At 68.9% G+C, this 26,332-nt stretch carries 26 protein-coding genes; 19 read left to right on the top strand and 7 right to left on the bottom strand.

Going from position 1 to position 26,332, the window contains the following annotated elements; genetic code table 11:
- Positions 1 to 78 precede the first annotated feature (78 nt).
- Together ACFC0B_RS18595 and ACFC0B_RS18590 are read left to right on the top strand one after the other, a co-directional pair.
- Complete coding sequence (locus tag ACFC0B_RS18595; protein ID WP_376086887.1) at positions 79 to 1,068, top strand: hypothetical protein; 990 nt, start codon at positions 79 to 81, stop codon at positions 1,066 to 1,068.
- A gap of 214 nt (positions 1,069 to 1,282) precedes the next feature.
- Complete coding sequence (locus ACFC0B_RS18590) at positions 1,283 to 1,954, top strand: DUF6009 family protein (RefSeq protein WP_376086886.1); 672 nt, start codon at positions 1,283 to 1,285, stop codon at positions 1,952 to 1,954.
- A 261-nt stretch (positions 1,955 to 2,215) separates the two neighbouring features.
- Here the strand turns inward: ACFC0B_RS18590 and ACFC0B_RS18585 are convergent, their stop codons facing one another.
- Positions 2,216 to 2,425, bottom strand: coding sequence for a hypothetical protein (locus ACFC0B_RS18585; RefSeq protein WP_376086885.1), 210 nt, complete (start codon positions 2,423 to 2,425; stop codon positions 2,216 to 2,218).
- 201 nt (positions 2,426 to 2,626) lie between these two features.
- Here ACFC0B_RS18585 and ACFC0B_RS18580 point away from each other — a divergent pair, with 201 nt between their 5' ends.
- The 10 genes from ACFC0B_RS18580 to ACFC0B_RS18535 all read left to right on the top strand — a co-directional run bounded on the left by ACFC0B_RS18580 (position 2,627) and on the right by ACFC0B_RS18535 (position 11,319).
- Positions 2,627 to 3,955 (top strand): helix-turn-helix domain-containing protein, encoded by a 1,329-nt coding sequence (locus tag ACFC0B_RS18580; protein ID WP_376086884.1) that lies wholly within the window; start codon positions 2,627 to 2,629, stop codon positions 3,953 to 3,955.
- Positions 3,956 to 4,057: 102 nt separating this feature from the next.
- Positions 4,058 to 4,264 carry a hypothetical protein gene (locus tag ACFC0B_RS18575; protein ID WP_376086883.1) on the top strand — a complete coding sequence of 69 codons (207 nt, stop codon included), beginning with the start codon at positions 4,058 to 4,060 and terminating at the stop codon, positions 4,262 to 4,264.
- Between the two features lie 70 nt (positions 4,265 to 4,334).
- Positions 4,335 to 5,075, top strand: coding sequence for a hypothetical protein (locus ACFC0B_RS18570; RefSeq protein ID WP_376086882.1), 741 nt, complete (start codon positions 4,335 to 4,337; stop codon positions 5,073 to 5,075).
- Positions 5,076 to 5,077: 2 nt separating this feature from the next.
- Complete coding sequence (locus ACFC0B_RS18565; protein WP_376086881.1) at positions 5,078 to 6,382, top strand: UDP-N-acetylglucosamine 1-carboxyvinyltransferase; 1,305 nt, start codon at positions 5,078 to 5,080, stop codon at positions 6,380 to 6,382.
- Positions 6,383 to 6,384: 2 nt separating this feature from the next.
- Positions 6,385 to 7,428 (top strand): serine hydrolase domain-containing protein, encoded by a 1,044-nt coding sequence (locus tag ACFC0B_RS18560; protein WP_376086880.1) that lies wholly within the window; start codon positions 6,385 to 6,387, stop codon positions 7,426 to 7,428.
- A gap of 11 nt (positions 7,429 to 7,439) precedes the next feature.
- Positions 7,440 to 8,474, top strand: coding sequence for a UDP-N-acetylmuramate dehydrogenase (locus ACFC0B_RS18555; RefSeq protein WP_376086879.1), 1,035 nt, complete (start codon positions 7,440 to 7,442; stop codon positions 8,472 to 8,474).
- Positions 8,475 to 8,500: 26 nt separating this feature from the next.
- Positions 8,501 to 8,650 (top strand): hypothetical protein, encoded by a 150-nt coding sequence (locus ACFC0B_RS18550; protein ID WP_376086878.1) that lies wholly within the window; start codon positions 8,501 to 8,503, stop codon positions 8,648 to 8,650.
- Positions 8,647 to 9,216: a peptide deformylase gene (locus ACFC0B_RS18545; RefSeq protein ID WP_376086877.1), complete on the top strand. Its 570-nt coding sequence runs from the start codon at positions 8,647 to 8,649 to the stop codon at positions 9,214 to 9,216. Before ACFC0B_RS18550 ends, ACFC0B_RS18545 begins: the two co-directional genes overlap by 4 nt.
- A gap of 453 nt (positions 9,217 to 9,669) precedes the next feature.
- Entirely contained in the window at positions 9,670 to 10,281 is a 612-nt protein-coding gene (locus tag ACFC0B_RS18540) for a hypothetical protein (RefSeq protein WP_376086876.1), read from the top strand.
- A 6-nt stretch (positions 10,282 to 10,287) separates the two neighbouring features.
- Positions 10,288 to 11,319: a helix-turn-helix domain-containing protein gene (locus tag ACFC0B_RS18535; RefSeq protein WP_376086875.1), complete on the top strand. Its 1,032-nt coding sequence runs from the start codon at positions 10,288 to 10,290 to the stop codon at positions 11,317 to 11,319.
- A 140-nt stretch (positions 11,320 to 11,459) separates the two neighbouring features.
- Here the strand turns inward: ACFC0B_RS18535 and ACFC0B_RS18530 are convergent, their stop codons facing one another.
- Positions 11,460 to 11,648, bottom strand: coding sequence for a hypothetical protein (locus tag ACFC0B_RS18530; protein ID WP_376086970.1), 189 nt, complete (start codon positions 11,646 to 11,648; stop codon positions 11,460 to 11,462).
- Positions 11,649 to 11,965: 317 nt separating this feature from the next.
- On the opposite strand from ACFC0B_RS18530, the gene ACFC0B_RS18525 reads away from it, so the two are divergent.
- From ACFC0B_RS18525 to ACFC0B_RS18515, 3 genes are all read left to right on the top strand, one after another.
- Entirely contained in the window at positions 11,966 to 14,395 is a 2,430-nt protein-coding gene (locus ACFC0B_RS18525; RefSeq protein ID WP_376086874.1) for a transcriptional regulator, read from the top strand.
- A gap of 852 nt (positions 14,396 to 15,247) precedes the next feature.
- The gene (locus tag ACFC0B_RS18520) at positions 15,248 to 16,516 is read left to right on the top strand and encodes an ATP-binding protein (protein WP_376086873.1); all 1,269 of its coding nucleotides are present in this window, start codon (positions 15,248 to 15,250) and stop codon (positions 16,514 to 16,516) included.
- 213 nt (positions 16,517 to 16,729) lie between these two features.
- Entirely contained in the window at positions 16,730 to 17,308 is a 579-nt protein-coding gene (locus ACFC0B_RS18515; RefSeq protein WP_376086872.1) for a DUF5994 family protein, read from the top strand.
- A 45-nt stretch (positions 17,309 to 17,353) separates the two neighbouring features.
- Here ACFC0B_RS18515 and ACFC0B_RS18510 read toward each other — a convergent pair whose 3' ends face one another.
- From ACFC0B_RS18510 to ACFC0B_RS18495, 4 genes are all read right to left on the bottom strand, one after another.
- Positions 17,354 to 17,605, bottom strand: coding sequence for a hypothetical protein (locus ACFC0B_RS18510; RefSeq protein ID WP_376086871.1), 252 nt, complete (start codon positions 17,603 to 17,605; stop codon positions 17,354 to 17,356).
- A gap of 73 nt (positions 17,606 to 17,678) precedes the next feature.
- The gene (locus ACFC0B_RS18505) at positions 17,679 to 17,924 is read right to left on the bottom strand and encodes a hypothetical protein (protein ID WP_376086870.1); all 246 of its coding nucleotides are present in this window, start codon (positions 17,922 to 17,924) and stop codon (positions 17,679 to 17,681) included.
- A 264-nt stretch (positions 17,925 to 18,188) separates the two neighbouring features.
- The gene (locus ACFC0B_RS18500) at positions 18,189 to 19,394 is read right to left on the bottom strand and encodes a PP2C family protein-serine/threonine phosphatase (RefSeq protein WP_376086869.1); all 1,206 of its coding nucleotides are present in this window, start codon (positions 19,392 to 19,394) and stop codon (positions 18,189 to 18,191) included.
- Between the two features lie 390 nt (positions 19,395 to 19,784).
- Positions 19,785 to 19,949, bottom strand: coding sequence for a hypothetical protein (locus ACFC0B_RS18495; RefSeq protein WP_376086868.1), 165 nt, complete (start codon positions 19,947 to 19,949; stop codon positions 19,785 to 19,787).
- 163 nt (positions 19,950 to 20,112) lie between these two features.
- On the opposite strand from ACFC0B_RS18495, the gene ACFC0B_RS18490 reads away from it, so the two are divergent.
- Entirely contained in the window at positions 20,113 to 20,574 is a 462-nt protein-coding gene (locus ACFC0B_RS18490; protein ID WP_376086867.1) for a prevent-host-death family protein, read from the top strand.
- Entirely contained in the window at positions 20,571 to 20,927 is a 357-nt protein-coding gene (locus ACFC0B_RS18485) for a hypothetical protein (protein ID WP_376086866.1), read from the top strand. The genes ACFC0B_RS18490 and ACFC0B_RS18485 overlap by 4 nt, the downstream gene beginning before the upstream one ends.
- A 442-nt stretch (positions 20,928 to 21,369) precedes the next feature.
- Here ACFC0B_RS18485 and ACFC0B_RS18480 read toward each other — a convergent pair whose 3' ends face one another.
- Entirely contained in the window at positions 21,370 to 22,326 is a 957-nt protein-coding gene (locus ACFC0B_RS18480; protein WP_376086865.1) for an alpha/beta fold hydrolase, read from the bottom strand.
- 63 nt (positions 22,327 to 22,389) lie between these two features.
- Here ACFC0B_RS18480 and ACFC0B_RS18475 point away from each other — a divergent pair, with 63 nt between their 5' ends.
- Both ACFC0B_RS18475 and ACFC0B_RS18470 read left to right on the top strand, forming a co-directional pair.
- A complete protein-coding gene (locus ACFC0B_RS18475) occupies positions 22,390 to 23,337 on the top strand; it encodes a helix-turn-helix transcriptional regulator (RefSeq protein WP_376086864.1) in 948 nt (315 codons plus the stop codon).
- Between the two features lie 482 nt (positions 23,338 to 23,819).
- Positions 23,820 to 26,210 carry a helicase C-terminal domain-containing protein gene (locus tag ACFC0B_RS18470; protein ID WP_376086863.1) on the top strand — a complete coding sequence of 797 codons (2,391 nt, stop codon included), beginning with the start codon at positions 23,820 to 23,822 and terminating at the stop codon, positions 26,208 to 26,210.
- Positions 26,211 to 26,332: the final 122 nt, after the last annotated feature.

Raw genomic sequence — 26,332 nt, 5'->3', positions numbered from 1 at the left:
CTGAGCGACGAGAATCAAACGGGCAAGCGCCACCCTCATGATCTCCCTGAGACCTTGTCCGACTCAGGAGGGAGCGCCATGTCCGATGCCTTCACTGTCATTACTGATCAAATTCTTCTCAGGTGCGGAGAGGCGCCCATATGTGCACACGTGGGCGATGTTCGATTTTGCACACTGAAGAAACATCCGACCTACCAGGAACTGCGCAACAAGGTTCGCCTGGGACGCTCAAAATCAACAGCAAGTCTACGCCTATGGGAATCAGTGGTAACCCTGGCCCGAGAAGGGGAGCCGCAGCATCGGGAGAAATGGCTGATGATCGCATTGGATCTATTGACCCCATATTTCAAGGGTTGGTCAAAAGAGCTGGCCCGAAATTGGAATTATGAAGTTTCCGACATCAGGTCTGCGATGATAGAAGGCCTCCTGATGGCATGGTCATCCGCGAATGGCGGAATACCGCCCAAGAAACTGCAAGAAATCATGATGAGTAACGCCTTTGCAAGCGCACGAAACCTGGTAAACTCGGGCTCATCGGAAACATGCACGGACAGTGTGGATATTTTCATTCCAGAGGGCGACCGCGAGAGCATTTCCACGCTGCGACCATCCTCAATTATCGACGTCGGCACAGTGCGGGATCCGGACGCCAACGAGAGAATTCGCGGCGAGCGAATCGGGTCACTTTTGCAGCGCATGGGTGCGATGGACCACGCAACTTGCCTCCACCGCAGGCTTCGGGACGGGCGACGCGACGGAACACCCGCCCCACCTATTACCCCGTCACAGGTCGGGCGATCCTGGGTCGACGGGAAGAATCTTTACTATCGGATTTCCGATCTTCTACCGCAGCACATAGGCTTCACCATGGCAGCCAGCGTACTCGGCCTCTCGGAAGCGCAGGCGTCAAGGAAAGCCAGGGATGGGTCCCTCTCCTTTCGGATCCTCTGGGCCGGTAACACCAGGGTGGTTTCGGTAAACTCACTCATGCACGCGGCAGGGATCCAGGACTCAATTGTCCACCCGGACGACGTAGAGAATGGCGCTTCTCACATTCGCGACAAATAGAAATCCAACACACCCACCACCGCTTGATTGCGATGCCCGTTGAGATCACGATCCAGTTCCCCTACAGATGATCTATTCTAGCGCCCAGCCCTGCCGCGGCTCTTTCGCCCCACCCGTTCCGAGCAGTCAACTTGGAAAGAGACAGGCAGTCCGGAAGGTTCACGCCCGCGGACCGAGGGCAGGCTCTGCCACGGTCCACTCGGGAGGAGAGTGCGTGAACAGGAACCCAGATCTCATCCGTCACGAGGACGGCATTGTCTGGACTGAGGGCATCGGCAACCTCGACTACGTGCGCGAATATCTGGAGGTGGCGGCTGGCACCCGTCGCGGCCCTGTCCGTTGGAACGGGCATGGCCGGCGGGTGGGGTACTCGGTGCTCAAGCCGGACGCGCCGGCAGGCGAAGCGCCTTTTCGGTTCGCCCGTCGTGTCTTCTGGATCAAGGAGCATGACCGGTCAGAGCAGCCAGACGGCGTGTACAAGGACTGCGCCCCATCCGAAGGCGTAGACCCCCGCACCGTCGCTGCCGGAGTGTGGGGTGAACTAACCGAGCGCGCTTGGGGAGGACCGCTGCCAACCGCCAGCACGCGATCGGCCGCCACCTCCAAGTCCGGACCTCAACAGAACTTGATTAAGGTCGGCGAGTCACTGACGAGCGGCACTGCGTTCATCGGGGTGGCGCCCACCAAGCAAGGTCTCGTCGACATCTACATCGACTGCGCAAGCGGGAGCCAGCTCGGCGACGGCCGCCATGTGATCTCGGAGCTACTCCCGCCCGACCAGGCGTGCGAGCTCCTGACCACGATCATCAAAACGACCCCCTGGCTCCAGGAAGCCCTTGCACTCTCAGTAGTCGATGGGTGGCTCGCGGGCGACTTTCCGAAGTAGGCCCCCTCGGCCACCATGGGCTGCCCCAGCCGGGTCGGCTGGTCTCAGTTTTGGTCTCATTCACCCCAGTCCAGCCGGGTCCGGCCACCGTCCGGTGGTTCGTTCTGCGGCAGGTCAGGACAGGTGTGAACCCCGGCGGACGGGGTTCGAGAGAATTGGAAAGCGTGTTGGGGGCAACCCCTCACGAGTTCGAATCTCGTATCCTCCGCCAGCAGAAGGCCCGGACCGTTCTCACGGTCCGGGCCTTCGTCGTTCACAGTCTCAACGCCCCGGCTCGGGAGCCTTCGGGTTTCCGCCGTCCGCGCCCTTGGCCACCTGCCAGATGAGTCCGCCCACGCGCTTGGCCACATCCTTGAGGATGCCGCCTGCCGCGTGCTGGTAGCGCGCAGCCATCGCCGGGACGTCCCGGACCTTGGCATCGGCGCGCAACCGCTTCCGCGTGTCGTAGTCGGCGCTCAGCACAACGGCCACCCGAACGAAGTGGAGCTGCCCTTGCCCAGGGGTTGCGAGGGCAACGCGGACGATCCTCAGGCCAAGATCCTCAGCGACCAGCAACGCAGCCCGACCCAAGCCCGCCGGACAGTGCGGTGAACGCTGGCACGGTACTGAAAGCCCCAGACCGTGACCCCCGACCGCCGGTACGGTAGCAATCCGTAGCGACTTCAACACGGCATGGGGGCCAACGTGAGGGGCAGCGGCATCACGTTCGGCAAGTTCATCGCGCTCCGTCGCGCCGAGATGGAGTGGACCCAGCTCCGCCTCGCTTCTGAACTCGACCGCAGCGAGGTCTGGATGTCGCTGGTCGAACGGGACTTGCAGCAGGTGAAAGACCTGACCCTGCTCCGGCGCCTCGCGCAGGTACTGCGCTGCGAACTCAACGAGCTGATGGCCTTACCGCAACCGGCCTCCGGGCGGCCAAGGTCCCGCCCTCGCAAGTCCACCTCCGTTACGCTGACGAGCAGTTCCGCTGCCGAGGAGGACGATGTGCGACGCCGCCCGTTCCTGACCCTGGCGGCTGCCGCCCTGTTCACCCCGGTCGCAGGCCAGCAGGCCGCGCGCGCCGAGACGACCTCACCGCTGGCCGGTCTGGAGGACCTGCTGCTCTACGGGACGGGACGGGTTCCGGCGCCCCGCAGCGAGCCGACCCACGAGTCTGTCACCTCTTCTCTCCTGACGTCTCGTCGCGAGTTCAAGGCAGCACAGTACGACGCGCTCGCCGAGGCCCTGCCGAGCCGGATCGCCGCCGCCCAAATGGTCGGTAGCACCGAGGAGCGGGCCCTGAACGTCGCCCAGCTCTACAACCTCGCGGTCCGGCTGTGCATCAAGATCGGCGACAACAACCTGGTGGCCATCACCGCCGACCGCGCGCTCACCGCCGCCCGGGACGGCGGCGACCCGCTGGTGGTCGCCGAGGCACAGCGAATGGTGTCCAGCGCCTGGCGCCGGCAGGGCAGCCTGGCCCGAGCAACCGACATCGTGGTCGTCGCCGCCGAGGACCTCCTCGTCGACACCACGGTGCCCGAGTCCGCCCGACTGGCCGCCCGTGGTGATCTGTACGCCACCGCGGCCTACACCGCCGCGAAGACCGGAGACCGCGCCTACGCGCACTCGCTGATCCGGGAGGCCACCGACAGCGCCGTAGCCGCCAGCCGGGCCTCCGACCTGATGGACGGCGTCCAGGGCATCGCCCTGCACGAGTTGTCGGTGCACTACGAGCTCGGCGACGCCGGTCGGGCGATCGAACTGGCCTCCACGATCGATCCCAGCACGCTGCCAACCGCCGAACGTCAAGCGCGCTTCTTCACCGACGTGGCCCGCGCGTTCGACCAGTGGGGCAAGCCCGAACAGTGCTACCGGGCTCTGTTGGCCGCCGAGAAGGCGGCCCCGCAGGAAGTCCGCCGGGGCGCCGTCCGCGACCTCGCCAGCACCCTGCTGCGGCACGACCGCAAGCTACCCGGAGTCCGGGACTTCGCCACCCGAGCGGGCGTTCAGATCATCTGACCCGTAGCCGGACTACGGCCCGTAGTCCGGCTACGGATCCGGCCTTTCGCCCGGCAGTTCACTGGGGAGTGTCCGCCCCTCCCCGCTGCTGGAGGCCCTCTCATGCCAACGCCCAGCACGTCCCCGCCGACCACCAGCCGGCGCCACACCGCCCCGGCGGACCGCGACCGGCTCGGCACCTTCCTCACCGCCTCCTGGGCCGCCCTGCACCTGCCCGTGCTCACTCTCCTCGGCCTGGCTGTTCACAACCACCCGGCCGAGGCCAGCCCCCAGAGCGCGGCGACCGCGCCCGATGCATCTGCTTCCTGAGGCCCTCAGGAGCCGTCGCGACGACCCCGCCCTCCTTCTTCCACTCGCTCGCCCGAGAGGAGATCCAGCCATGCATCGGCTGACCGACGCGCCCGCGCTGCACACCGAGTTGGAGCGCATCGACTACCGCACCACCCCCGCGTACTACTTCGACATCGAGCACGTCACCGACCCGGTCGTGCTGGAACTGCTGAACTGCTGCCCCACCGTGTTCGGCCTCAAGAAGGCCATCACCAACCTGCTGGCCGGCACCCTGGACATCCCGCTGCCGGACGCGACCGGGACCATCGAGCCCGGCGCCACCGTTCGGGGCCACGTGATCGTGGCGCCCGGAGCCGTCATCGCAGAAGGCGCGTACGTCACCGGCCCGGTGCTGGTCTGCCCCGGCGCGGTGATCGAGGCCGGCGCCCGGGTGCGCGACAACACCGTCGTCGGCCCTGGCTGCCGCATCGGCTTCGGTGCCGAGGTCACCCGCTCCTTGCTGACCGGCGGGGTCTTCATGAAGCACACCAGTTTCGTCGGGGACTCCGTGCTCGGCCTCGGCGTCAACATCGGCGCTTTCGTGTCCACCACCGGCCTGCGGGTCACCTCCGGGCCGGTCACCGAACCGGCCACCGAAGAGGTCTGCGCCCACCTCGACGGCCGGCGAATCGCCACCGGCCAGACGAAGTTCGGCGCGGTGATCGGCGACGGCGTGATCGTTCCCGCCGGCACCGTGCTCCAGCCCGCCACCCTGATCGGCGCGCACACCCTGCTCTACCCCAAGACCCAGGTCGGGGGCTTCTTCCCGGCCGGAAGCCAGGGAAGGTGACCATGCCCACCACCGACACCACCACGACGGCCGACCAGCGGGCCGTACGGGTCACCGGAGGCTGCCGCCTGGCCGGCACCGCCACCGTCCAGGGCAGCAAGAACATCGCCCTGCACCTGTACGCCGCCGCGATCCTCGCCGACGACCCGCTCACCCTGACCGGTGCGCCCGAGATCCTGGACACCCTGGTCGTCGCCGACATCCTGCACCGCACCGGCACCCGTACCACCGTGACCGGAGACGAGTTCGCCACCCGGCCGGCCGACTCCTATTTCCCCGTCATCCCGGACGACCTCGGACGGCGCATCCGCACCACCGCAGTGATGGGCGGAGCCCTGCTGGCCCGCACCGGCAAGGTCACCTTCCCCACCCCCGGCGGCGACGCCTTCTGCGCCCGCTACATCGACCGGCACCTGGCCGCGATGGAAGCCGCCGGGGCCGAGGTCGAGGTGAACCGGGGCCGGGTGCGGGCCCGCCTCACTGGCAAGCGCTTGCCGTTCGTCACCGACGCCGAGACCCGCTCGTGGGGGCCGAGCCTCGGTGCGACGGTCACCGCGATACTGCTGGCCGCCCGCACCCCGGGCACCTCCGCGATCCTCAACCCCAGCGTGGAGCCCGAGGTCACCCACACCGCCGCCCTGCTCTCGCAGGCCGGTGTCGGCATCGAGTGGCGGGGCAGGACGGCGCTGAACGTCACCGGCACCGACCGCATCGGGGGCGGGGTGTTCACCGTGCCGCCGGACCGGCTGGAGGCCGCCACCCTCGCGCTGGCCGCCGCCATCACCGGCGGCACCGTCCACCTGGACGGCTTCCCGCCGGCCGCATTCCCGGACGGGCTGGTGTCGGTGTTCGCCGACGCCGGAATCCAGCTCGACCCGCTGGACGGCGGCACGGCTGTCAGCACCCCGGCCGGGCCTCGGCCGGTGCAGATGGCCACCGGCCCGCACCCGGGCTTTCCGACCGACGTGCAGCCGCAGCTGACCGCCTTCCTCACCCAGGCCGAGGGCACCTCCCGCATCGACGAGCGGATCTACACCCAGCGCGACACCCACTTGCCGGCCCTGGCCGCGTTCGGCGCCGCCGTCAACGCGACCGGCTCGGTGATCACCATCCGGGGCCGGTCCGCGCTCACCGGCGCCGACGTGGCCGGGGAGGACATCCGGGCGGTGACCGCTCTCGTGATCGCCGCCCTGGCCGCCGAGGGCACCTCTACGATCCGAGGGATGTATCACCTGCGGCGCGGATACGGCAGCCTGCTGCCGAAGTTGGCCGCGCTCGGTGCCGACCTGACGATCGACCAGGAGTAGCCGTGACCAACACCGTGCCGTGGAACCCGAACGCGCTCGCCGATCTGCGCGAGTGCCTGGACCTGATGACCGCTGACGGCACCGTGCCCGGCGGGATCATCGCCCACGGCACCTTCGACACCGAGCCCGGCTACCTGGCCTCCGGCGTCGTCGCCCCCGAGTGCGGCGACGCCCGGCCGGGGCCGGACACGGTGTACGACGTGGCCTCGCTGACCAAGGTCCTGGCCACCTGGCCGCTGGTCGGCACCTCCCTCATGGACGGCTTCACCCTGGACACCCCGATCCGCGAACTGCTGACCGGCATCCCGGCCGAGGCGCCCGGAGGCAAGGTGACGGTTCGCCAGGTGCTGGCCCACACCTCCGGCCTGCGGGCCGACACCCGCCTCGACCAGTACCGCAACCGCACCGAACCGCTGGCCGAACTGATCTGCGGCGAGGACCTGATCGCCGAACCCGGAGCCGGACACCGCTACATCAACCGCGGTTTCATCCTCCTCGGCCTGGCCCTGGCCCACTACCGCTGCCAGCGCCTGGACGAACTCGCGACCGAGCTCTGGCAGCACCTCGATATGACCAGCACGACCTACGGACCGGTACCCCGCTCCACCCAGGTCGCCCCGACCGAGCAGCGGCTGACCGGCGGGCCCCGACTGTGGGGGATGCCGCACGACGACAACGCCGCCCTCCTCGGCGGAGTCGCCGGCCACGCCGGGGTGTTCACCACCCCGGCCGACCTCTCCGCCTTCGCCACCCACCTGCTGGCCTCGCACGCCACCGATGGGCCCCTGGGCCGCTGGCTTGCCCACAGCATGCAGCCGCAGGCCGAGATCGAGCCGGGCCTCGACCGTGGCCTGGCCTGGATCCTCGCCGACGAGGGCCGGATCGCTTACCACCACGGCTTCACCGGCACGAGCCTGTACCTCGCCCCGGCCACCGGCCGCTACCTGGCCATCTGCACCAACGCCGTCTACCACCACCAGGACAACCGCACCCGCCTCGCCCCGCTGCGGGCCCTCGCCCTGAAGGCGATCACCGACGAACCCTAGGAGGGCCACCCGTGCCCAGCACCACGCTCGCGTCCCTCACCACCCTGCGCCTCGGCGGCCCGGCCGGCGACCTCTTGCAGGTCGCCGACCCCGACGACTGGTTCGAACTGGTCCGTACGATCGGCGACCGGCAGGAGGACGCGCCCCTCACCCTCGGCCACGGCAGCAATGTCATCGCCTCCGACACCGGCCACGAGGGCACCGTCGCCGTGATGAACACCCGGGGCATCACCGTGAAGCGGGTGGACGACGACACGGTGGCCGCGAACGTCCAGGCCGGCCACCCGCTCGCCGACCTCGTCCAGTGGGCCGCAGCCGAACACCTCGCCGGGATCGAGTGCCTGGCCGGCATACCCGGCACTGTCGGCGCCGCCCCCGTCCAGAACGCCGGAGCCTACGGCCAGCAGGTCTCCGACACCCTCGACCACCTCACCGCCTGGGACTGGGACATGGGCCGCCTACGGACCCTGCCCGCCCAGGCATGCCGCCTCCGCCACCGCGACAGCCGCTTCAAGAACGACCCCGGCCGCTGGACCATCCTCACCGCGACGTTCCACCTCACCCGCTCGCCGGCTGCCCCGATCACCTACCAGCCGCTCGCCGACGAACTCGGCGTCCACGTCGACGCCCGACCGCCCGTGGCCGAGGTGGCCACCGCCGTCCTCGCCAACCGTCACCGCCGCGGACTCCTCCTCGACCCCCACGGACCCGACGCCCGCCAGGCCGGATCGGTCTTCCTCAACCCACCCGTCACCGCCGCGCAGGCAGCCCGCTGGTCGGCTGCCAGCTGCCCGGTCCACACCGACAGCGACGGGCAACAGCGGGCCAGCGCCGGTTGGCTGCTGGAGCACACCGGCTTCCGCCCCGGCTACAAGATCGCAGACGGCATCCGCTGCTCGGAACGCCGTACCCTCACCCTCACCGCCCACGACGGAGCGACCGCAACGGGCTTTGCCCAGGCCCTCACCGAACTCTCGGCGCAGGTCGAGATCGCAACCGGGATCAAGCTCCGGCCCGAGCCGACGTTGGTCGGCGCCTGGGCATAAAGAGTCCCGCGGGAGCCAAGGCCTCCATGACCACCAAGACCGTACCCCTCCGCACCGCCAACAGCAGCCACGACGACGGGCGCCGGCACGTCGCCCGGGGCACCGACGACCCACCGTTGCATGCCCGCTTCCGCGCCACCGCCAACAACCCGCAACAGACCAAGGAGATCAGGTGATCGAGGTGCGGCCCAGCCAGCAGATGCAGTCCCTCGGCGTCGTCCAACAGGGCACCCCTATCCTCAACCGCCCCGCCGAGCCCTTCGACCTCCCTGCCGAACGCGCCGCCGCCCAGGCCGTGATCGACGAGCTGTTCACCGCCGTCGACCGCATCGGCCGCGTCCACTCCTTCGCCAAGGGCATGGGCCTCGCTGCCCCACAGATCGGCATCCCCCGCGCCGCCGCGCTCGTCCTCCCCCCGACCACCGGCGCCGAGCCGATCATCCTGCTCAACCCGCAGATCACCGCCGTCTCCAACGAGACCGACGAACAATACGAGGGCTGCCTCAGCTTCTTCGACGTCCGCGGCATGGTCCCCCGCCCCCGCCGCTTGGACGTCGCCGCCACCGCCCTCGACGGCACCATCACCACCGTGACCTACGAGTTCGGCCTTGCCCGCCTCATCGCCCACGAGATCGACCACCTCGATGGCATGCTCTACACCGACCGCATGACCGCCGGCGTCGCCCCCATCCCGGTCGAGCAGTACCGACAGACCGGGCGAGCATGGGCCTACGAGCGGTAGCGGACCACGGCAACCTTCACCGTCGGGATCGCGGCTACTGACCTCGGCGCTTCAAGGTGATGGCGGTGGGAGGTCGACCCCTGGAGCCCGACCGCACCAGCTCGCTGCCCCGGGATGCGAGCCAGCACTCGCCCTAGCCACTCGGTCAGCCGTGTCCCGCACGGACCAGTACGAGGCAAAGAAGGCCCGCGCAGCGGCAGTGCAGTGGAGAAGCCAGGAGCCCTCCGCCGAATCGTCCTGAGCAAAGCGCCGCAAAGCCAGCGGGCCACGGGTACCGGGTGGCAGGTAAGCCTCGTTGGGCAGCGCACTCATGCGACAAGCATCGTTCGAGCACCGCCCCTCGGCCTGCGGGGCGATAGCCCAGCATCAGCAGCCCCGGGTTCTCCACCACACAACGGTGAATAGTTTGCCGAATAATTGACAGGCGATAGTTAAGTCCGTCAGGATCATCTCGTGACCGAACCCCTCAGCGCCTTAGAGGCCGAACTGATCCTGTCGCCGCACCTAGAGAAGATCGGCGGCAGCATCGACCTCGGCTGGCAGCAGTGGCTCAGCCTGCTAAAGCAGGACAGCGAGCTCGGCGTCATGATCAGCAACCGCACGCGGGCCAATCTCGTGTACGACTTCATCCGCTACCAAGCGGTGAAGTCGTTCGACAACTGCGAAGACGTGCAGGTCAGCGACAATCGAGGCTTCCTGATCGTCACGTTCAACAACAAGATCATCCTGCGATTCAAGAAGTTCAAGGATCGCAAGCTCCGGACCAGCGGGATCCCTACCCAGCAGCGACGCGAGTACGCCAGCCAGGTGCTGCCGGGACTGGAAGCCCTCACCCACCTCGTTGCCGGCTACTTGGTCGATGAGGCAGGCCTGGACCTGGACCGGGTCGCCATCACCTGCAGCGTGGACGACGACCAGCTATGGGTTCTTGACCTCAATCTCGGGCTGGGTGATGTTGGCATGTCCACCCCCGTATCGCCGCTGCCCACTGGGCCACAGCAGGATACGATCGTGCGGCCCAAACGGCGCGAAGCCCCAGATCAGACCGGCACAGAAGAGAGGTAACTCCTCATGAACCCGCGCCTTCTGCAACTCGCGCGGGAGTCTCGTGGCTTGTCCCAGTCGAAGCTGGCAGGGCTCGCCGGCATCTCGCAGGCGGCCCTGTCCAAAGCGGAGAACGGCGTTGGAACGCTGACTCCCGAAAGGATGCAGGCGGTGGCCGACACCCTCGGCTATCCCACCGATCTTCTGAGCTGGCCTGACGAGCCAGTTGGACTGGGACCGTCCGGCTTCTACCACCGCAAGCAGTCTGGCCTCGGCAAGACAGCACTGCAACGCATCGAGGCCGAGGTCAACCTGCTGCTTATGCAACTGCGTCGACTCGAAGCAAGTGTGGACATCGAGCCGATCTATCGCCTACCTGTTTTGGACGCCGACGAGCACTCCCCCGAGGAGGCAGCAGCCAAGCTTCGTGCGAGTTGGCTCATCCCTGACGGCCCAGTCCACGACGTGATCCGGACCGTCGAACGGGCTGGGATCGTCGTCGTCCGCCGGGACCTGGAGTCACCCAAGATCTCCGGCCTGAGCGTCAGACCACCAAACAGCCTGCCAGTGATCATTCTGAACATTGGGATGCCCCCTGCTCGCGAGCGGTTCACCGTGCTTCACGAGCTGGGCCACCTGGTGATGCACCAGCTTCCGAGCAATGACGGCGAGCGGGAAGCCGACGTGTTCGCGTCCGAGTTCCTCATGCCCGGTCGTCTCGTCGGACCACACCTGTCCGGCCTCAACATCCAGAAAATGGTCCAGCTGAAGCAGCACTGGAAGGCTTCGATGGCAGCCGTGCTTCAGGCAGCCAAGCGCCTGGAACGCATCGATGAGAGTCGCTACAAAAGCCTCCAGGTTCAACTCTCCCAGCATGGCTACCGTAGGAACGAACCTGCAGAGCCCGAACGGGAGGAACCGGGCATCCTCGACAGCATCCTGGAGACACACCGTTCCGACCACGGGTACTCCGACAGGGAGCTTGCGAAGGTCGTCGGACTTCAGGTCCGCGAGTTCAGGTCTGAATACGGCAGCGCGCTCGCTCTGCATGCCGTCTGAACCCCGCCGTTGCGAGTGCGTTGAAGGGCCCCGACGGAAACTGGTCGGGGCCCCCTCGCTAGGGATCACCGTAAATTGCCCGACGCGGTCGAGACCGCACGAACCGCGAAGATCAGCTGGCTAACAACCCTCGCACATGGTTAGCCAGCCAGCCTGGGGACAATCACTGTTGCCAGGGTGAGTGTTGCGGCAAAAGCCGTAGCCGCACGGGCGATCGCGGCAGGATAGGTGGCGTCATCGCGGCGGGCCAGGTAACCAGCCGCGGCTCCAGCCAACGTGGCAACCACCAGGATCACGGCGCAGACGAGCAGAATCACAGCGGTGTGCATTGACACGCGTCCTCCTTCGAGGCAAAGGCGTTGTTGTGAGGACAATGCTTTCCAAGTTGGTGTTCGCCGTGGTACGCGTGGACGAAGATGAACACAGGCGAACACGCGCGCTGCGCAGGCGAGATGGTTGGTGAAGCGTGAGTACGGGGAAGTTCCAGGATCCAGGAGCAGCCCTTACCGAGCTGCGGGCCCGACTCGATGCGGCCCGGGTCGAATTAGGACTGAACAAGACTCAGGTCGCGCGTCGGGCACGTCTGGGCCGTACTGTCGTCAGTGGAGCCTTCAGCAGCTCGGCACCCGTTCCCACAGCGCAGACGGTGGGAACGCTGGCCAGGGCTCTGGGGCTCGATGTCCGCTCCCTGCTCGACCTGCGTGATGCGGCCGTCGAGCTGACCACGCTGCCTACCGCAGATACTGATGCTGCACAGACGGATACGGTCGGTCGCCCCATTGCCGACTGGGACCCCCACGATCTGGAGGTCCACCCTGCTGTTGATGCCCCACCCCTTCCCGGCCAACGTAATGGAGCCACCAGGTATTTGAGGCCAGGAGCATCAGCTCTCCCGGGCTACGTCCGCCGGCCGCATGACGTCGACCTGGCCCAGATTGTGTCGATGGCCGCTGGCGGAAGTAGCCAGATGGTTGTTCTGGTGAGTTCCTCGTCTACGGGCAAGACCCGTGCGTGCTGGGAAGCCGTCCAGCCGCTTGCCTCTCTGGGGTGGCGGCTGTGGCATCCGATCGACCCAACTCGTCCAGAAGCTGCCCTGGCTGACCTCGAACGAGTTCCACCACACACTGTGGTATGGCTGAATGAATCCCAGCACTACCTCGGTGCGGGCCAAGGGCTGGGAGAGCGCATCGCCGCTGCCTTGCGAACCTTGATCTCCGGCCCTGAGCGTTCGCCGGTACTGATTCTAGGAACCCTTTGGCCTGAATACGTCCGTGACTACATGGCCCTTCCCGAGCCCGGCCAGCGCGACGCGTATTCCCAGGTGAGGGCTCTTCTGGCGGACCGTCGACTTGAACTACCGGAGCACTTCGACACGGCCGCCATCGCCGCGACAGAACTGATGGCAGCATCCGGCGACCGACAACTCAGTCATGCCCTCGACCACGCCAGGGACGGTCGCCTTGCGCAGTTCCTGGCCGGCGCCCCCGAGTTGCTACATCGATACCGCGCCGCGTCGCCAGCGGTCCGGGCCATCCTGCAAGTAGCCATCGATGCTCGTCGCTTTGCGGCCGGACCTCACTTGCCCATGACCTTCCTGGCCCATGCGGCTGAGGACTACCTGACCGACGACGAGTACGACTCATTGGAAGATTCGTGGTTCGACCGTGCCATAGCGGAAGCTGGTTCAACCGTCCACGGAAACTTTGCCCCCCTGCGACGTGTCCGTCACCGCCCCGCCCGGCGTGCTTCTACCGTTCAGCCGGCAGTTGATTCTGCGCCGACGTCTTACCGGTTGGCCGACTACCTTGAGCAGCACGGGCGACACGAACGCCAGGCGTTGTGTCCTCCGGGCTCCTTCTGGGAAGCCGCCTACATCCACCTCACGCATCCCGACGATCTCGCCCGTCTCGCTGACGCGGCAGACCAACGCCTTCGTTGGTCGTGGGCAGACGCGCTCTACCGTCGGGCAGCAGACGCTGGGGACATCAGCGCGCTGGTCAAACTCTACGAGATGCGGACACTGACTGGAGATCACGATGAGGCTTTGGCCTGTCTGCTGAAGGCATCACAGGCCGGCAGCACCGACGCCATGTGCCGACTTGGGTCCATTCGGCAAGCCGAGGGAGATCACAAGGCGGCCGAGGTCTTCTACCAGCAGGCGGTTGACGCTGGCGAGACTCACGCGCTCCTCATGCTTGCGGAGCTGCGAGAAGCTGCCGGGGCCCTTCAGGAAGCCGAAGCCCTCTATCGCGTAGCCAACGATGCGGGTCACGGCCACGCCCTGGAGAAACTGGCCGTAATGATGGAGGCGGCAGGAGAACATGGCGCTGCCGAGCAACTTGCCATGGAGGCGGCAGCAGCAAGCAACACCAGGGTGCTCCGTCAGCTTGCCGTCGCACGAGAGGAGGCCGGGTACTGTGAGAGTGCCGAGGCGCTCGCACGCCGGGCAGCTGATATCGGTGACGATCTCGCCCTTCTGGCACTGGCAGACGCCCGACGAGAAAGCGGAGATCCTGACGGCGCCAAAGCGCTTGCCTACGAGGACGCTTTGGCCGGTAATAGCGTCGCCCTCTCCCATCTCGCGGCAACGCGGCTACATGAGGGGGACGACGAAGGAGCAGAGCGGCTGTATGAACAACTTCTACTCACCACGAGAGGCCACGTCACCGCTCTGACGGGACTTGCAAAGCTGCGCGAAAGGTCAGGCGACCGAGCGGAGGCCGAAGCCCTGGCGTGGGAGGCTGCGGAATACGGCGACACCTACACCCTCTTGGAACTCGCTCATATCCGAGAGGAAGCCGGTGACTTCAAGGGCTCCGAAGCGCTGCACCGACAGTGCGTTGACGCAGGACACGACTACGCAATAGTCCCTCTCATCGAGCTGCTTGAGAGGCTAGGGAGACACGAAGAAGCCGACAAACTGGCGGCCGAGGCCGCCGACGCAGGGGATTGGTATGCCTTGGTCCATCTGTCTGAGCTACGAGAAGAAGCCGCGCCCGACATTCCCGTGCCCGTCCTACGACACGGACTCGAACCTGATGGAACACTGAGCAGCGACGCTCCAGCAGCGGACTGACAGCGGGAATCCGCCTTACCCTCCAGCGGTCGCCGAATCGGATCCTTATCCTAATGGCTCGCGATCTTCGGCCCCAGTCCTGACAGCGTACCTACACTTCGCACAACTCGCCCCGAGCACAAGGCAGTGCATCCCGTCACAGGATGCAGCCCTGAGTGGTTGCAGTTCTGGTTGCATTCACCCCCGTTCAGCGCCGTTCAGAGTCGGGCCAACGAGTCACATTGCCGCAGTTCAGGAGCCATGCGGACCTCTCCGGACAGTCGGACGAACATTTGGAAAGCGTGTTGGGGGCAACCCCTCACGAGTTCGAATCTCGTATCCTCCGCCGGCAGAAGGCCCGGACCGTTCCGACGGTCCGGGCCTTCGTCATGCCCGTGGTCTCAGTTCTGCTCCCATTCGGTCCGACCGGTTCTCACCGCGCGGACATCGACGGCTTCACGGAGTCGGTGTGGCGGAGAGCAGGCCGGTGGCGCGGTCCGTGGTGAGGACGCCGAGGATGTAGCCGCCCTCGTCGACGACCGGCAGACCGCCAGATGCTTGATCCGCATCGCGAGCGCGGCCAGGGCCAGGGCCGTGGTCGGTCAGGCGAACGGGCCGCGCTGCGCGAGATGGCACGGATCGCGGTCCGCTCCGTGCACCAGGAGCGGGCCAGGAACGGGTGGATTCCGGTGCGGGTCGCCCACAACCCGACCCCGGGCGCGTGCCGGCACCGCCCGCGCGCCGTCCCCGCTCCGTGTCGACGCGACGGAGCGGCGGGACGTCCGTCGCTCGTCCGGACAGGCGGCCACACCGGAGTCGGCCGATGATGGGTCCGAGGGGCGGGGCGCGCGCGACGTTCGACCGAGGCTGCGTATGGCTGTATGGCATGTCCGGGACTTCACACCGGACGACCTCGAAGCGGTGGTCCGGCTCGACGCGGAGAGCGCCGCCACGGACCGCGCCGCCGTCTTCCGCCTCTCCGACGTGGTCGCCGCGTTGCAGGCGCGTGATCCGGGCGTCGTCGTGGTTGCCGACGGACGTCTCGTGGGCGCGGCGGTGGGCCGGGTCGACGGGGACCGGGCATGGGTGCTGCGCATCGCCCTGCACCCCGGCTGGCGGAACCTGGGCATCGGCAGCGCCCTGCTGTCCGCACTGGAGCGCCGTCTGCGGGACGCCGGTGCCAGGATGGTCGCAGCGCTGCTGCCCGAGGAGGAAACCGGCGCCACCGCGCTGGCCGACTCCGGATTCCGCGCCCACCACGGGCTCACGTACTTCGAGAAGTCGGAGGTCGTCAGCCCTCAGGGGCCGACGGTCCTGGCGGTGCTGGGCGCGGTCATGCCCGAAGCCGGCCTCTGGGAACGGCTCACGGGCATGACCGACGAGAAACGGCTCATCGAACGGCGGTTGGTGCTGCCCCTGGCGAACCCCGAGCTGGCGGACGCCCACGGGGTGGAACCGCCCCGCGCGGTCGTGCTGTTCGGTCCGCCGGGCACGGGCAAGAGCACGTTCGCCAAGGCCGTGGCGGGTCGGCTCGGCTGGCCGTTCATCGAGCTGTTCCCCTCCCGGCTCGCGTCCCAGGACGGGCTGGCCACCGAACTCGGCCGCCGCTTCGAGGAGGTGACACAGCTCGACCACGTGCTGCTCTTCATCGATGAGGTCGAGGAGGTCGCCGGTACGCGCAACCCCGCCGCCCCAGCGTCGGTCGGCGTGGTCAACGAACTCCTCAAGTCGATCGTGCGGTTCCGTGAGCGCGACGGCCGGCTCCTCGTCTGCGCCACCAACTCGGTGGCCGACCTGGACCCGGCGTTCCTGCGCCACGGCCGGTTCGACTACGTCCTGCCGGTCGGGCCGCCCGATGTCACGGCCCGTGACGCGCTGTGGGCCGGCTACACGGCGAAGACGGGCACCACGGCCGACACCGCCGTCCTCGCCGAAGCCAGCGAGGGCTTCACCCCCGCCGACATCCGGCAGGTCGCCATGGCGGTCGCCCAGAGCACCTTCGAACGCACCCTCGACACGGGGAAGCGGACCCAACCCGGTACCGAGGACTACCTGAACGCCATCCACCGCACGCGTCCGACCGTTTCCGAGGAGATGGCCCGGGAACTGGCCGACCAGGCGGTCCGCTACGGGCGCGTCTGAGCAGCCGGCCTCGCCCGTTCCACCGCGCCCGCCCGAAGGATCCAGGCGGAAGACCCAACCACCACGGCCGTACCGGGTCCGGGCCGGATCCGCAGTAGGCTGGACATCACCGAAGGCACTTCGCATGCCGGCACCGGGTACTGGCGTCGTCTCCGGCGAACGGCAATGCCGGGCCCGGCCTCGCGGGCCGGGTCCAGGGACAGGTCCCGGATCATGACCACGACCCTCGATCGTGCGACGACGCCCGCCGCCCCGGATTCCACGGCACGGCTCTCCCTCACGCCCGGTGGCGTGCGGCCCGGCCGCCTGGACGGAGCGTGGTGGCCCCGCTCGCGCGATCTTCTCCTCGAACTCCCCGCCCTGGCCGCCGAAATCGACGAGCGGTGGGGCCGGATGACCCGGATCACCCTGAACCCCGCGCAGTGGCCCGCCATCCCCCGTCGGATCCCGGTCGCCGGGCACACCGTCCACGCGGGCTGGTTCACGACCGAGCAGGACCAGCACACGATCGCGGTGTTCTCGTACGCTCCTCCTCGGCTGAACCTGCTGGTCGTCCCGCCGGAGACGGATGCCGTCGGTGCCGCCCGGCTGATGGCCGAAGCCGCCGACCCCGCGAACACCACGACCGCGAGCGGCCTGCTCGCCGTGGAGACGGGCGGCGACGTACACCGGCCGAGGTCCGGTTCCGACTTCCTGCCGTCGGCCGTCACCCCCTCCGACGGCGCCGGTGAGGCGGACAGACGGGCGGATGTCGCCCGCACCCGAGCCGCCTCATGGCCGGTGCCCGCGTAGTCGGAGGGACGGGCGACGCGCTCTCCGGCCGCGGGGCCGGGTGTGTCACTCGCGGGACCACTCGGCCTCGGCGTGCGGCCGGCCGGCGACATCGGCGCCCTCCCAGAGGCGGATCCTGATCGCCCGTGGGCCGGGCGCGGGCCGGGAGAGCGTGCGCACGAACACGTCCCGCAGGTGGTTGGCCGCCCGCTGGGGCGGCCCGTCGTACTCCAGCGGATCCCGCATCGGAGCGCCGTCCCGCCGGGACCAGCGGCCGTCGTCGTCCTGCGTCTCCAGAATCCATCGGTAGTGCCACATCCTGGCCTCCCGTGCCGACGTTCCCTCCCCCGGACAGCGACGGTACGGCCGGGACGGACCGCCGTCGGTGCCGTCAGTACTCGGCGCCGCTTCGCAGGTAGTTGCCCACGACCTGGAGCCACGCCCCGGGGCCGAAGCAGACCTCGATCCGGTACGGCGTGTCCTCGAAGACCCGCAGGACGCGCAGCGCACCGCTCGGGTGCAGGTCGTACTCGAAGGTGACGCCATCCGCACTGTCCTCGTACTGCAGGTCCAGCGGCCCCTTCGACGGCTCCGCCGGCGCCCGGGCGTCGGCCGAGAGTTTCACGTAGACGGACATCTCTCCGCCCCGCCTTTCCTGTCTGCCCAGGGAGCCCGGGGCCCCGACCGGGCCGAGTCCCGGGATCGCGGCACCGGTTCCGTCCGACATGGCTCGCCGGCTGTCCGGCTGTCCGCAGGTACGAGTACGGGCACGGGCCGCCGAGCGAGGGCCGGCCTCCGGGGAACGGCGGGATCGGGCCGGGCCGCTCCGACATCCCCACGGTACTCCGCCCCTCCCGGGCCGACCTGGTGAGTGACAAGAGCCCTGGTCGGGGCCGGTGCGTCAGCGCCACTCGATCAGGAAGAGGGTGGCGTCGTCGCTCGTGCGACCGCCCCGCTTCTCCTTCAGGACGTGGGAGAGCGCTCGCACCACGGCCCGCACCCCGGTCTGCGAGCGCTCGACGCGGTCGACCCAGTCGATGAGCTGCTCCTCCCCGAACTGCTCCCCACCGGGCGCGCGCTCCTCGACCAGGCCGTCGGTGAAGCACAGGACGCGGTCACCGTGCCGCAGCGCCCGCTCGCTGATCACCGGCTCCTCACCGCCGAACCCGACCGGCAGGGTCGTGGCGCTCTCCAGCCGCTCGACGACGACATGGTCGCGGATCAGCAGCGGCTGGGGATGGCCGGCGTTGACCCACTGCAGGTGGCCGGTCCCGGTGTCCAGGCGCATCATCTGCGCGGTGACGAAGTGGTCGGGGCCGAACTGCTCGGCGATGGCCCGGTCCATGAACGCGTAGATCTCGGCCAGTCCGGTGTCGGCACGCCGGGCATGCCGGTACGCGCCGATGGCCACGGTCGCCATGGTCGCGGCGTCCAGCCCGTGACCCATCGCGTCGATCGTGGCCACGTGCAGGAGGCCGTCGTTGAGCGCGTAGTCGAAGCTGTCGCCGGCCACCTGGTAGGCGGGTTCGAGGATGCCGGCCACGGCGACCTGCGGAACGGACATCGACAGTGGCGGCAGCAGCGACCACTGGATCTCAGCGGCCACGCTCATCGGTTCGAGGCGCCGGGCCTGGAAGATCCGGTCGGTGTAGCCGCTCTTGGTGATCAGCAGATCGGCGACCAGAGCGGCGAGGCGCCGCAAGAACCGCCGGTCCTCGTCGTCGACGGCATCCAGCGTGAGGGCCAGTACCCCCGCCTCGTCGCCACCGTCCAGCAACGGCAGGTGCACCCGCACCCCGCCGGTCTGCGGTTCCTCGACGGGAACACCTCGCAGGAAGGCCGCCCCCGCCGGGGAACCGTCGATCGGCACCGGCTCCCCCGCGGCCAACCCCCGCCCGGGCAGCGGCACCAACACCAGCTGGCCGTAGTCCTGCAGCAGGAGCACCGGGTCACGGCCGCCGAGCTCGCGCACGGCGTCGGCGACCAGCGGGGCGATCAGTTGGGGCGGGAGCTCGTGGGCCCGATCGAGCAGCGCCCCCAACAGGCGTTCGCCGCGCCCCTCCGACCGGTCCGGCCCCGCTGCGCCGGCCGGCTGCTCACCGCTCATCCTCGCTCACCGCCGTCCTCCTCCGGTCGCGGCACCCGGCACCGGCTCGATCGGTCCCGCCCCCCTTGCGGAGTCCACCGCGGGGCGGGTCCTTCCATTACGCCCGACGGCAGTGCATCGCGCCCCCGGTAGCCCGTCGGCACGACCACCGGGCCGGGCGGGGCCGGGCCCGCTCTGGTTGCAGTTCTGGTTGCGTTCACCTCCGTCCATTGCCGTTCAGGACCTCGGTGGCCGGACGCTCCGCCGCAGGCCAGGACACCTGCGGCCCCTTCCGGACAGTCGGACGAACAGTTGGAGAGCGTGTTGGGGGCAACCCCTCACGAGTTCGAGTCTCGTATCCTCCGCCGGCAGAAGGCCCGGACCGCATCATGCGGCCCGGGCCTTCGTCGTTCACCTGCGCCCATCCGGCGGCCGCAGTACGCGGCCGAGTTCACGCCAGGCGCGAACGACCTCGGCGGCCCGCTCCAGCAGCACCTGCGCTCGCCCGAGCAGGACACCCGCGAGCGTGACAGCCCAGACCGCGAGGACGCTCCACTCGACAACGGCTCTCCACACTTCCGGCCTCCGCACAGAGGCAACGGGACCCCGCACACCCATCCTCCGGGCGCGCACAGCCAAAGTCTGTACCACCAGAGGGACAACTCATCGAACAAATATTCGCCCGGCTCGGCGCGCATTCCGGTTGACTTCGGAACGTATTCCGAAGTAGCGTCGCCCCATGTCCACTCTCACTGTGTCGTTCTCCGATCTGTCGAAGAACTCCAAGCGCGTCGCGGACACCGTCGAGCAAGCCCAGCGCGTTCACGTCACGCGCCGCGACGGCGAGGACCTGTACCTCACCACCGAGCGGCACGACCGTCAGCGCGAAGAAACCGCAGATGTCACCGCGCGCCTGTTCGCCGCGCTGATCACCAGCGACGAGGGGGCCCGGGCCGTACTCCTGGCGCTCCCCGAGGTGTTCCCCTGGACTCGGCATCTGTCGGCCGACGAGGTCCGGGAGTTCGTCGTCGACCTCGTGGACGCCACTCGCGACGCGGTGGAGTTGGATGTCCACGCCAACCTGCACCGCGTGATCGTCGAGTGGCGCGCCACCGCCCGGATCCTGGCGGATCCCGGGCTCGCCTCGCAGCTCACCGAACCGCTTCCCGGCGAGGACCACGGCGAGGTGCTCACGCCATGAGCCCCAAGCGCGGCGACGATGTCCCGCCACCACCGATCGGCGACGAGTGGCGCCTGCGATTCGCCACCAGTGAAGCAGCCAAGGGATGGGGCGATCTCTGCACAGAGGCTCCGGGGAACACCCGCCGATGCTTCGAAGCGCTCCGTACCGACCCGCTGTCCCTGACCGACCCGGATCGGCAGCATCGCCTGCGGGGCCGCTTGGCAACCCGCAGCCTCGGAGGGCACGAGCTGCCCCAGTGGGAGTACGAGGTGACTGCCGGCGGACGCGTTCGATACCTCGTCGACGAACCGGACCGGACCGTCCATCTCGTCTACGCCTCCCCCCGACACCCCAAGGACACCGACAGCTGACGAAGACTCGGGACCAAGCGCTTCGGGCCGCCACTGAGACCGTCGAGGCGGGCCGACTCATCGGACTGCTGCCAGGCAGACACCTGGTTGCAGTTTTGGTTGCATTCACCTCCGTCCGGGGCCGTTCGGAGCCAGGCCGCGGAGCATCTCCGCCGCAGGCCAGGATGGCTACGGACCTCCCCGGACAGCTGGACGAACATGTGGAAAGCGTGATGGGGGCAACCCCTCACGAGTTCGAATCTCGTATCCTCCGCCGGCAGAAGGCCCGGACCGCATCATGCGGCCCGGGCCTTCCTCGTCTCCTGGTTGCGATTGCCGTGTCCTGCGGCCTTGGACGAAGCCGAGCACGGCAAGACCAGGCCGCCGCTCGTCGGCCCCGCGCTCGTACCGGCCGGGATCGAGGACCGATCCGGGTGGCGTCCGGATCGGCCGAAGCCTCGGCTCAGCCGGTCCGCCTGCTCGGCCGGACCTGGCGTGCCAGCCATTCCGTGATCACCCGGTTCGTTTCCTCGGGCTTCTCCTGCTGGATCCAGTGGCCGCAGTCCAGGCTGACCACTTCCGCGTTGGGGACGAACTCGGCCAGGTTCTCGGCCCTCGCGACCAGGTCACGGTCTCCGTAGATCATGAGGGTGGGCTGGTGGATGATCGGGTCCGCGTCCGCCAGCAGGTGCCAGTTGCGGTCGAGGTTCCTGTACCAGTTGATGGTGCCGGTGAACCCGGAGGTCTCGAAGGCGGAGACGAGGACGGCCAGTTCGCCGTCACTCATGACGGGCTCTCCGCGTGGTGCTTCCGCCCTGGCGAGATCGATCAGCGCCATGCCCGGCCGGGGCTCCGCGGGGGGCTCGTTCTTCCGGTACAGGTTGCGGAGGAACTGGAAGGCGTTGTCGTCGAAGACGGCGTCCGCGACGCCCGGCTGCCGGTTGAAGTGGACGAAGTAGAAGTCGCCGCCGAGCACGGCTTCCATGGACTCGATCCAGGGCTTCTCACCGCGCTCCTGGTACGGCAGGCTCAGGTTGATCACCTTGTTCACGCGGTCGGGGTGCAGGAGGGCCAGGCCCCAGACGACGAACGCGCCCCAGTCATGGCCGACGAAGACGGCGTCTTCGTAGCCGTAGTGGTCGAGGAGCGCGACGAGGTCGCCCGACAGGTGTGCGATGTCGTAGTCCGTCACTTCGACCGGGCGGGACGAGCGGCCGTAACCCCGCTGGTTCGGGGCGATGACGTGGTAGCCGGCTGCGGCGAGGGCGGGCATCTGGTGACGCCAGGAGAAGGCGTGCTCCGGCCACCCGTGGCAGAGCACGATGGGCTTTCCCGCGTTCTCTCGGCCCGTTTCGAAGACTTCGAGTTCCACACCGTTGACCGGAATGAGAGTGGGTTCGGGGAAATCGCTTGAGGTCATGCCGCCATCCTGTCGCCCGAAACCGGTCACCTCATGACCGGTTTGTGTGAGAGGTTTTTCGGCGTGCGAACCGACCGGCTGGTGGCCGTCCTCCTGTTGCTGCAACGGCGCGAGCAGGTGACGGCGGCGGAGGTCGCCCGGGAGCTGGAGGTCTCCGAGCGCACCGCCCGCCGCGACCTCGACGCCCTGGCCGTGGCCGGGGTGCCCGTGTACTCCACGCAAGGACGAGGCGGGGGCTGGCGCCTGGTGGGCGGCGCCCGCACCGACCTGTCGGGGTTGACCGCAGGTGAGGCCCGCGCCCTGTTCCTGGTCGCCGGCCCGGCCTCGGCCGCGACACCGGCGGTGAAAACGGCTCTGCGCAAACTCGTCCACGCCCTGCCGGAGCCGTTCCGCGTGCAGGCCGAAGCGGCAGCGGCGTCACTGGTGACGGACCCGCGGCCATGGGGGGCGAACCGGGCCGAGCACCCACCGCCCCGCTTCCTCGACGCACTCCAGGACGCGGTGATCCGCGGCGTCCAGGTGCGGCTCGGCTACGTCGACGGCAGAGGCACCGAAACGAGGAGGACCGTCCACCCGCTGGGCATCGTCGCCAAAGGCCCGGCCTGGTACCTCGTCGCCCAGACCGAGACCGGCCGACGGACCTTCCGGATCGACCGCGTGGCGTCCGCCGACCCGACCGACGATCCGGTGGACCGGCCCGAGGACTTCGACCTCGCCGGGAGCTGGCGCGAGATGGCCGACGAGGTCGAACGCAGGCGGACGCCCCTGGAGATCCAGGCCCTCTGCACGCCCCGCGGCATCGGCATACTCCGGATCGGACTCGGCGATCGACTCGACGTGGGAGGCACCGCGACCGACGGCCGCGTCGAGGTCGTCATCCGCGGCCGCGACGAGTACACCCTCGCCGGTGAGCTCGCCGGGCTCGTCGAATGGCTCGAGGTGACCGGCCCTCCGAACGTGCGGGCCCACCTGGCCTCGATCGGCAACGCGCTCGTCGAACGCTACCGCTGAGCCCGGATCCACCGAGCTGATTCGAGGGCTGATCACTTCTGGGGCTCGGCCGGGCCGATCGGCTGGAGGACGTGGGGTGTCCGCCGGCCTGCCCAGCTCTTCCGGATCTGCTCCGGTCGGTCCCTGACAGGCAGCGTGGTCTCAGTTCTGGTCTCCTTCACCACTGTCCGGCCTGGTTCAGACCTGCCCCGTGGTGTGCTTCGCCACAGGCCGGGACAAGGGCCGACCCCGGTGAACGGTACTGAGGAGAATGGGAAAGCGCGTTGGGGGCAACCACTCACGAGTTCGAATCCCGTATCCTCCGCCTCCGCCTGCCAGGGCAATCAAAGGCCGGGACCGCTCAGCGGCCCGGGAACTCGTCGCTCCCGCTCCGTTGACACGTCATCCTTGTGCTCCCGGCTGGTTCCGGCGGGCCACGGATGTCCTTCTGTGTAGTGAGGTGCCCCATCAGTACGAAGAGCGGATCGACGCTGGCCACATGGTTGCGTGGTCTGGACGCGGCTGAGTTGGAGCGGGTCCTGACGGCCCGCCCGGACGCCGTGTCGGCTCCGGAGCCGCGATCGGTCGGTGAACTGGCGGACCGGCTCCAGCGTCCGGCGTCGGTGGCGTTGGCCCTGCCCCGGCTCGCGCTGCCGTGTCTTCAGGTGGCGGAGGCCGTCGCCGCGCTGCCGGCCGCGTCACGGGAGGATCTGGAAGGTCTCCTCGACGCGACCCACGGTGACCGCGCCCACGGATTGGACGCCGTCCTGGAGGCGCTGGCCGATCGTGCCCTGGTGTGGCCGGCCGGCAACGGGCTGCTGCACATGGCGGCGCCGCTGCGGACAGCGTGGGGCTCGCCTTTGGGGCTCGACGCACCGCTCGTGCGACTGCTCGCAGGCTCGAACTCCGACGAACTGGGCCGCATGTTGGCGAAGATCGACGTCAAACCTGCCGCCAACAGGAAGGAGATGCGGCTGGCGGCGCTGGTCGACCATCACAGCGATCCGGCCCGGGTCGCCGCGCTGGTGGCCAAGGCGCCCGCAGCCACCCGGAGACTCCTTGAGCGGCGGGCACGTGAGACGCCGGAGCGACCGGACTTCATCGTGTTCGGGACTCCGGCCGACTCCGGGCCCGGCGAAAAATGGGCGCTGGAGCGGGGGCTGCTGATCCGGGACCGCCACCGGTACGGGCCGGCCCGCATGCCCGCGGAGGTGGCTCTCGCACTGCGCGGCTCCAGCTGGCACGCCCCTTTCACGCCCGCCCCGCCCGGTGTGCGGTCGGTGCCCACCACCGTCTCGGACATCGACCGGGAGGCCGCAGCCGCCTCGATGGCGTTCGCCGCCCATGCGGTGTCCGTCCTCGGAGTGTGCGACGTCGCTCCCCCGGCTCGGCTGAAGGCCGGCGGGGTCGGCGCCCGTGAGCTGTCCCGGATCGGCAAGGCGGCACGGTGCGACGAGATCGTGGTGCGTCTGGTGCTGGAGGCGGCGGGCGCGGCCGGGCTGCTGACCCGCAACGGCGACCGGGTCACGGCGACCGCCAGCTACGACACCTGGGCCGCGGAAGAACCGGCCGACCAGCTCGCCGTGCTCCTCCGGGCCTGGTGGACACTGCCGCTGACCCCCGGCGGGAGCCGCGACGAGGATGGGAAGGCTCTGCCGGCACTCACCGGGGCACCGGCCTGCGGAGGCTGCCTTCAGGCTCGGCACGGGCTGCTCACGGCTGCGGCGCGACTCCCGGCCGGCGAAGGCGCGGCGAACCCGGCGGAACTGGGGGCGCTCCTCGGCTGGCTCCGCCCGCTCGCCGACGAACTCCCCCAGGACACCACGCCGTTCGCCACCCTGATCCGCGAAGCGGAACTGCTCGGCGCACTCGCCCGCGGGGCCGTGTCCCCTATCGGGGCCGCCCTGCTGGCCGATGACGCCGAAGCCCTGACCGATGCCTGTCGACGGCTACTGCCCGCCGCCAGCGGGACCGCCCGGTTCGGCAGCGATCTCACCGCCGTGGTCGCCGGTGCACCGGCTGCGCACCTCCTCGCGCTGCTGGACTCCGTCGCGGACCGGGAGAGCGCCGGGACGGCGTCCGTCTGGCGGTTCAGCCCGGCCAGTGTCCGCCGCGCCCTCGATGCCGGCCGGACCCCCGACACCTTGACGGCCGATCTGGCTGACGTGGCCGTCGAACCACTCCCCCAGCCGCTCTCGTACCTGATCCACGACACCGCGCGCGGCCACGGCCGGGTGCGCGTCGTCCCCGCCGCCTGCGTGATCCACGGCGAGGAGCCCGCCCTCCTCGCCGAGCTGGCCGCCCACCGCAAGCTCACCCCGCTCGGCCTGCGGCTGCTGGCACCGACGGTGCTGATCAGCCGGACCCCGCTGGACAAGACGCTCTCGGCACTGCGGTCCGCGGGCTACGCCCCCGTCGCCGAGAAACCCGACGGGTCCATCCGGATCGAACGGGCCCAGCGGCACCGCGCGGCGAGCCCGGTCCCACCCCCGCGTCTGCCCGGCGGCAGGTCCCGCCCGCAGCGGACGGCCGACCGTGCCGCAGACGTTCGGACCGCTGTCGACCTGCGCGCCCTCGCCACCCGTCTGCTGGGTGCCCCGCAGGACGTTCCGGAGCCCGACCCGTACGACGGCCGCCCCTACGACAGCGACACCGAGGAGATCATCGCCGGGTACGCGCGCAACCTCTCCTTCACCGATGTCCGCCAGCTGGCCCACGCCGTCAACGACGGTCAGGCCATCACGATCGAGTACGTAGCCACCTCGGGCAACACCACGGTCCGCACGCTCAGCCAACTCGAACTGGACGCCCCCTACCTCCACGCCTGGTGCCACCTGCGGAACGACGACCGCGTGTTCACCATCTCCCGCATCCACGGGGTGATGCCCTCGTAGCCCGGAACGCAAGGAGTGAACACTCAGCGCCCCGGTCCCGGCCGTGGTCCCATCCATACCCGTCCGACCGAGTTCAGCCGCCGCTCGGAAGGCGCTCCGTCTCGGGTCAGAACGGGTGTGAA

It is taken from the genome of Kitasatospora sp. NPDC056184 (assembly GCF_042268405.1).
Classification (GTDB): Bacteria; Actinomycetota; Actinomycetes; order Streptomycetales; family Streptomycetaceae; genus Kitasatospora.
The sequence above is the reverse complement of the archived record's forward strand: the minus strand, read 5'-3'. Positions and strand labels throughout refer to the sequence as shown.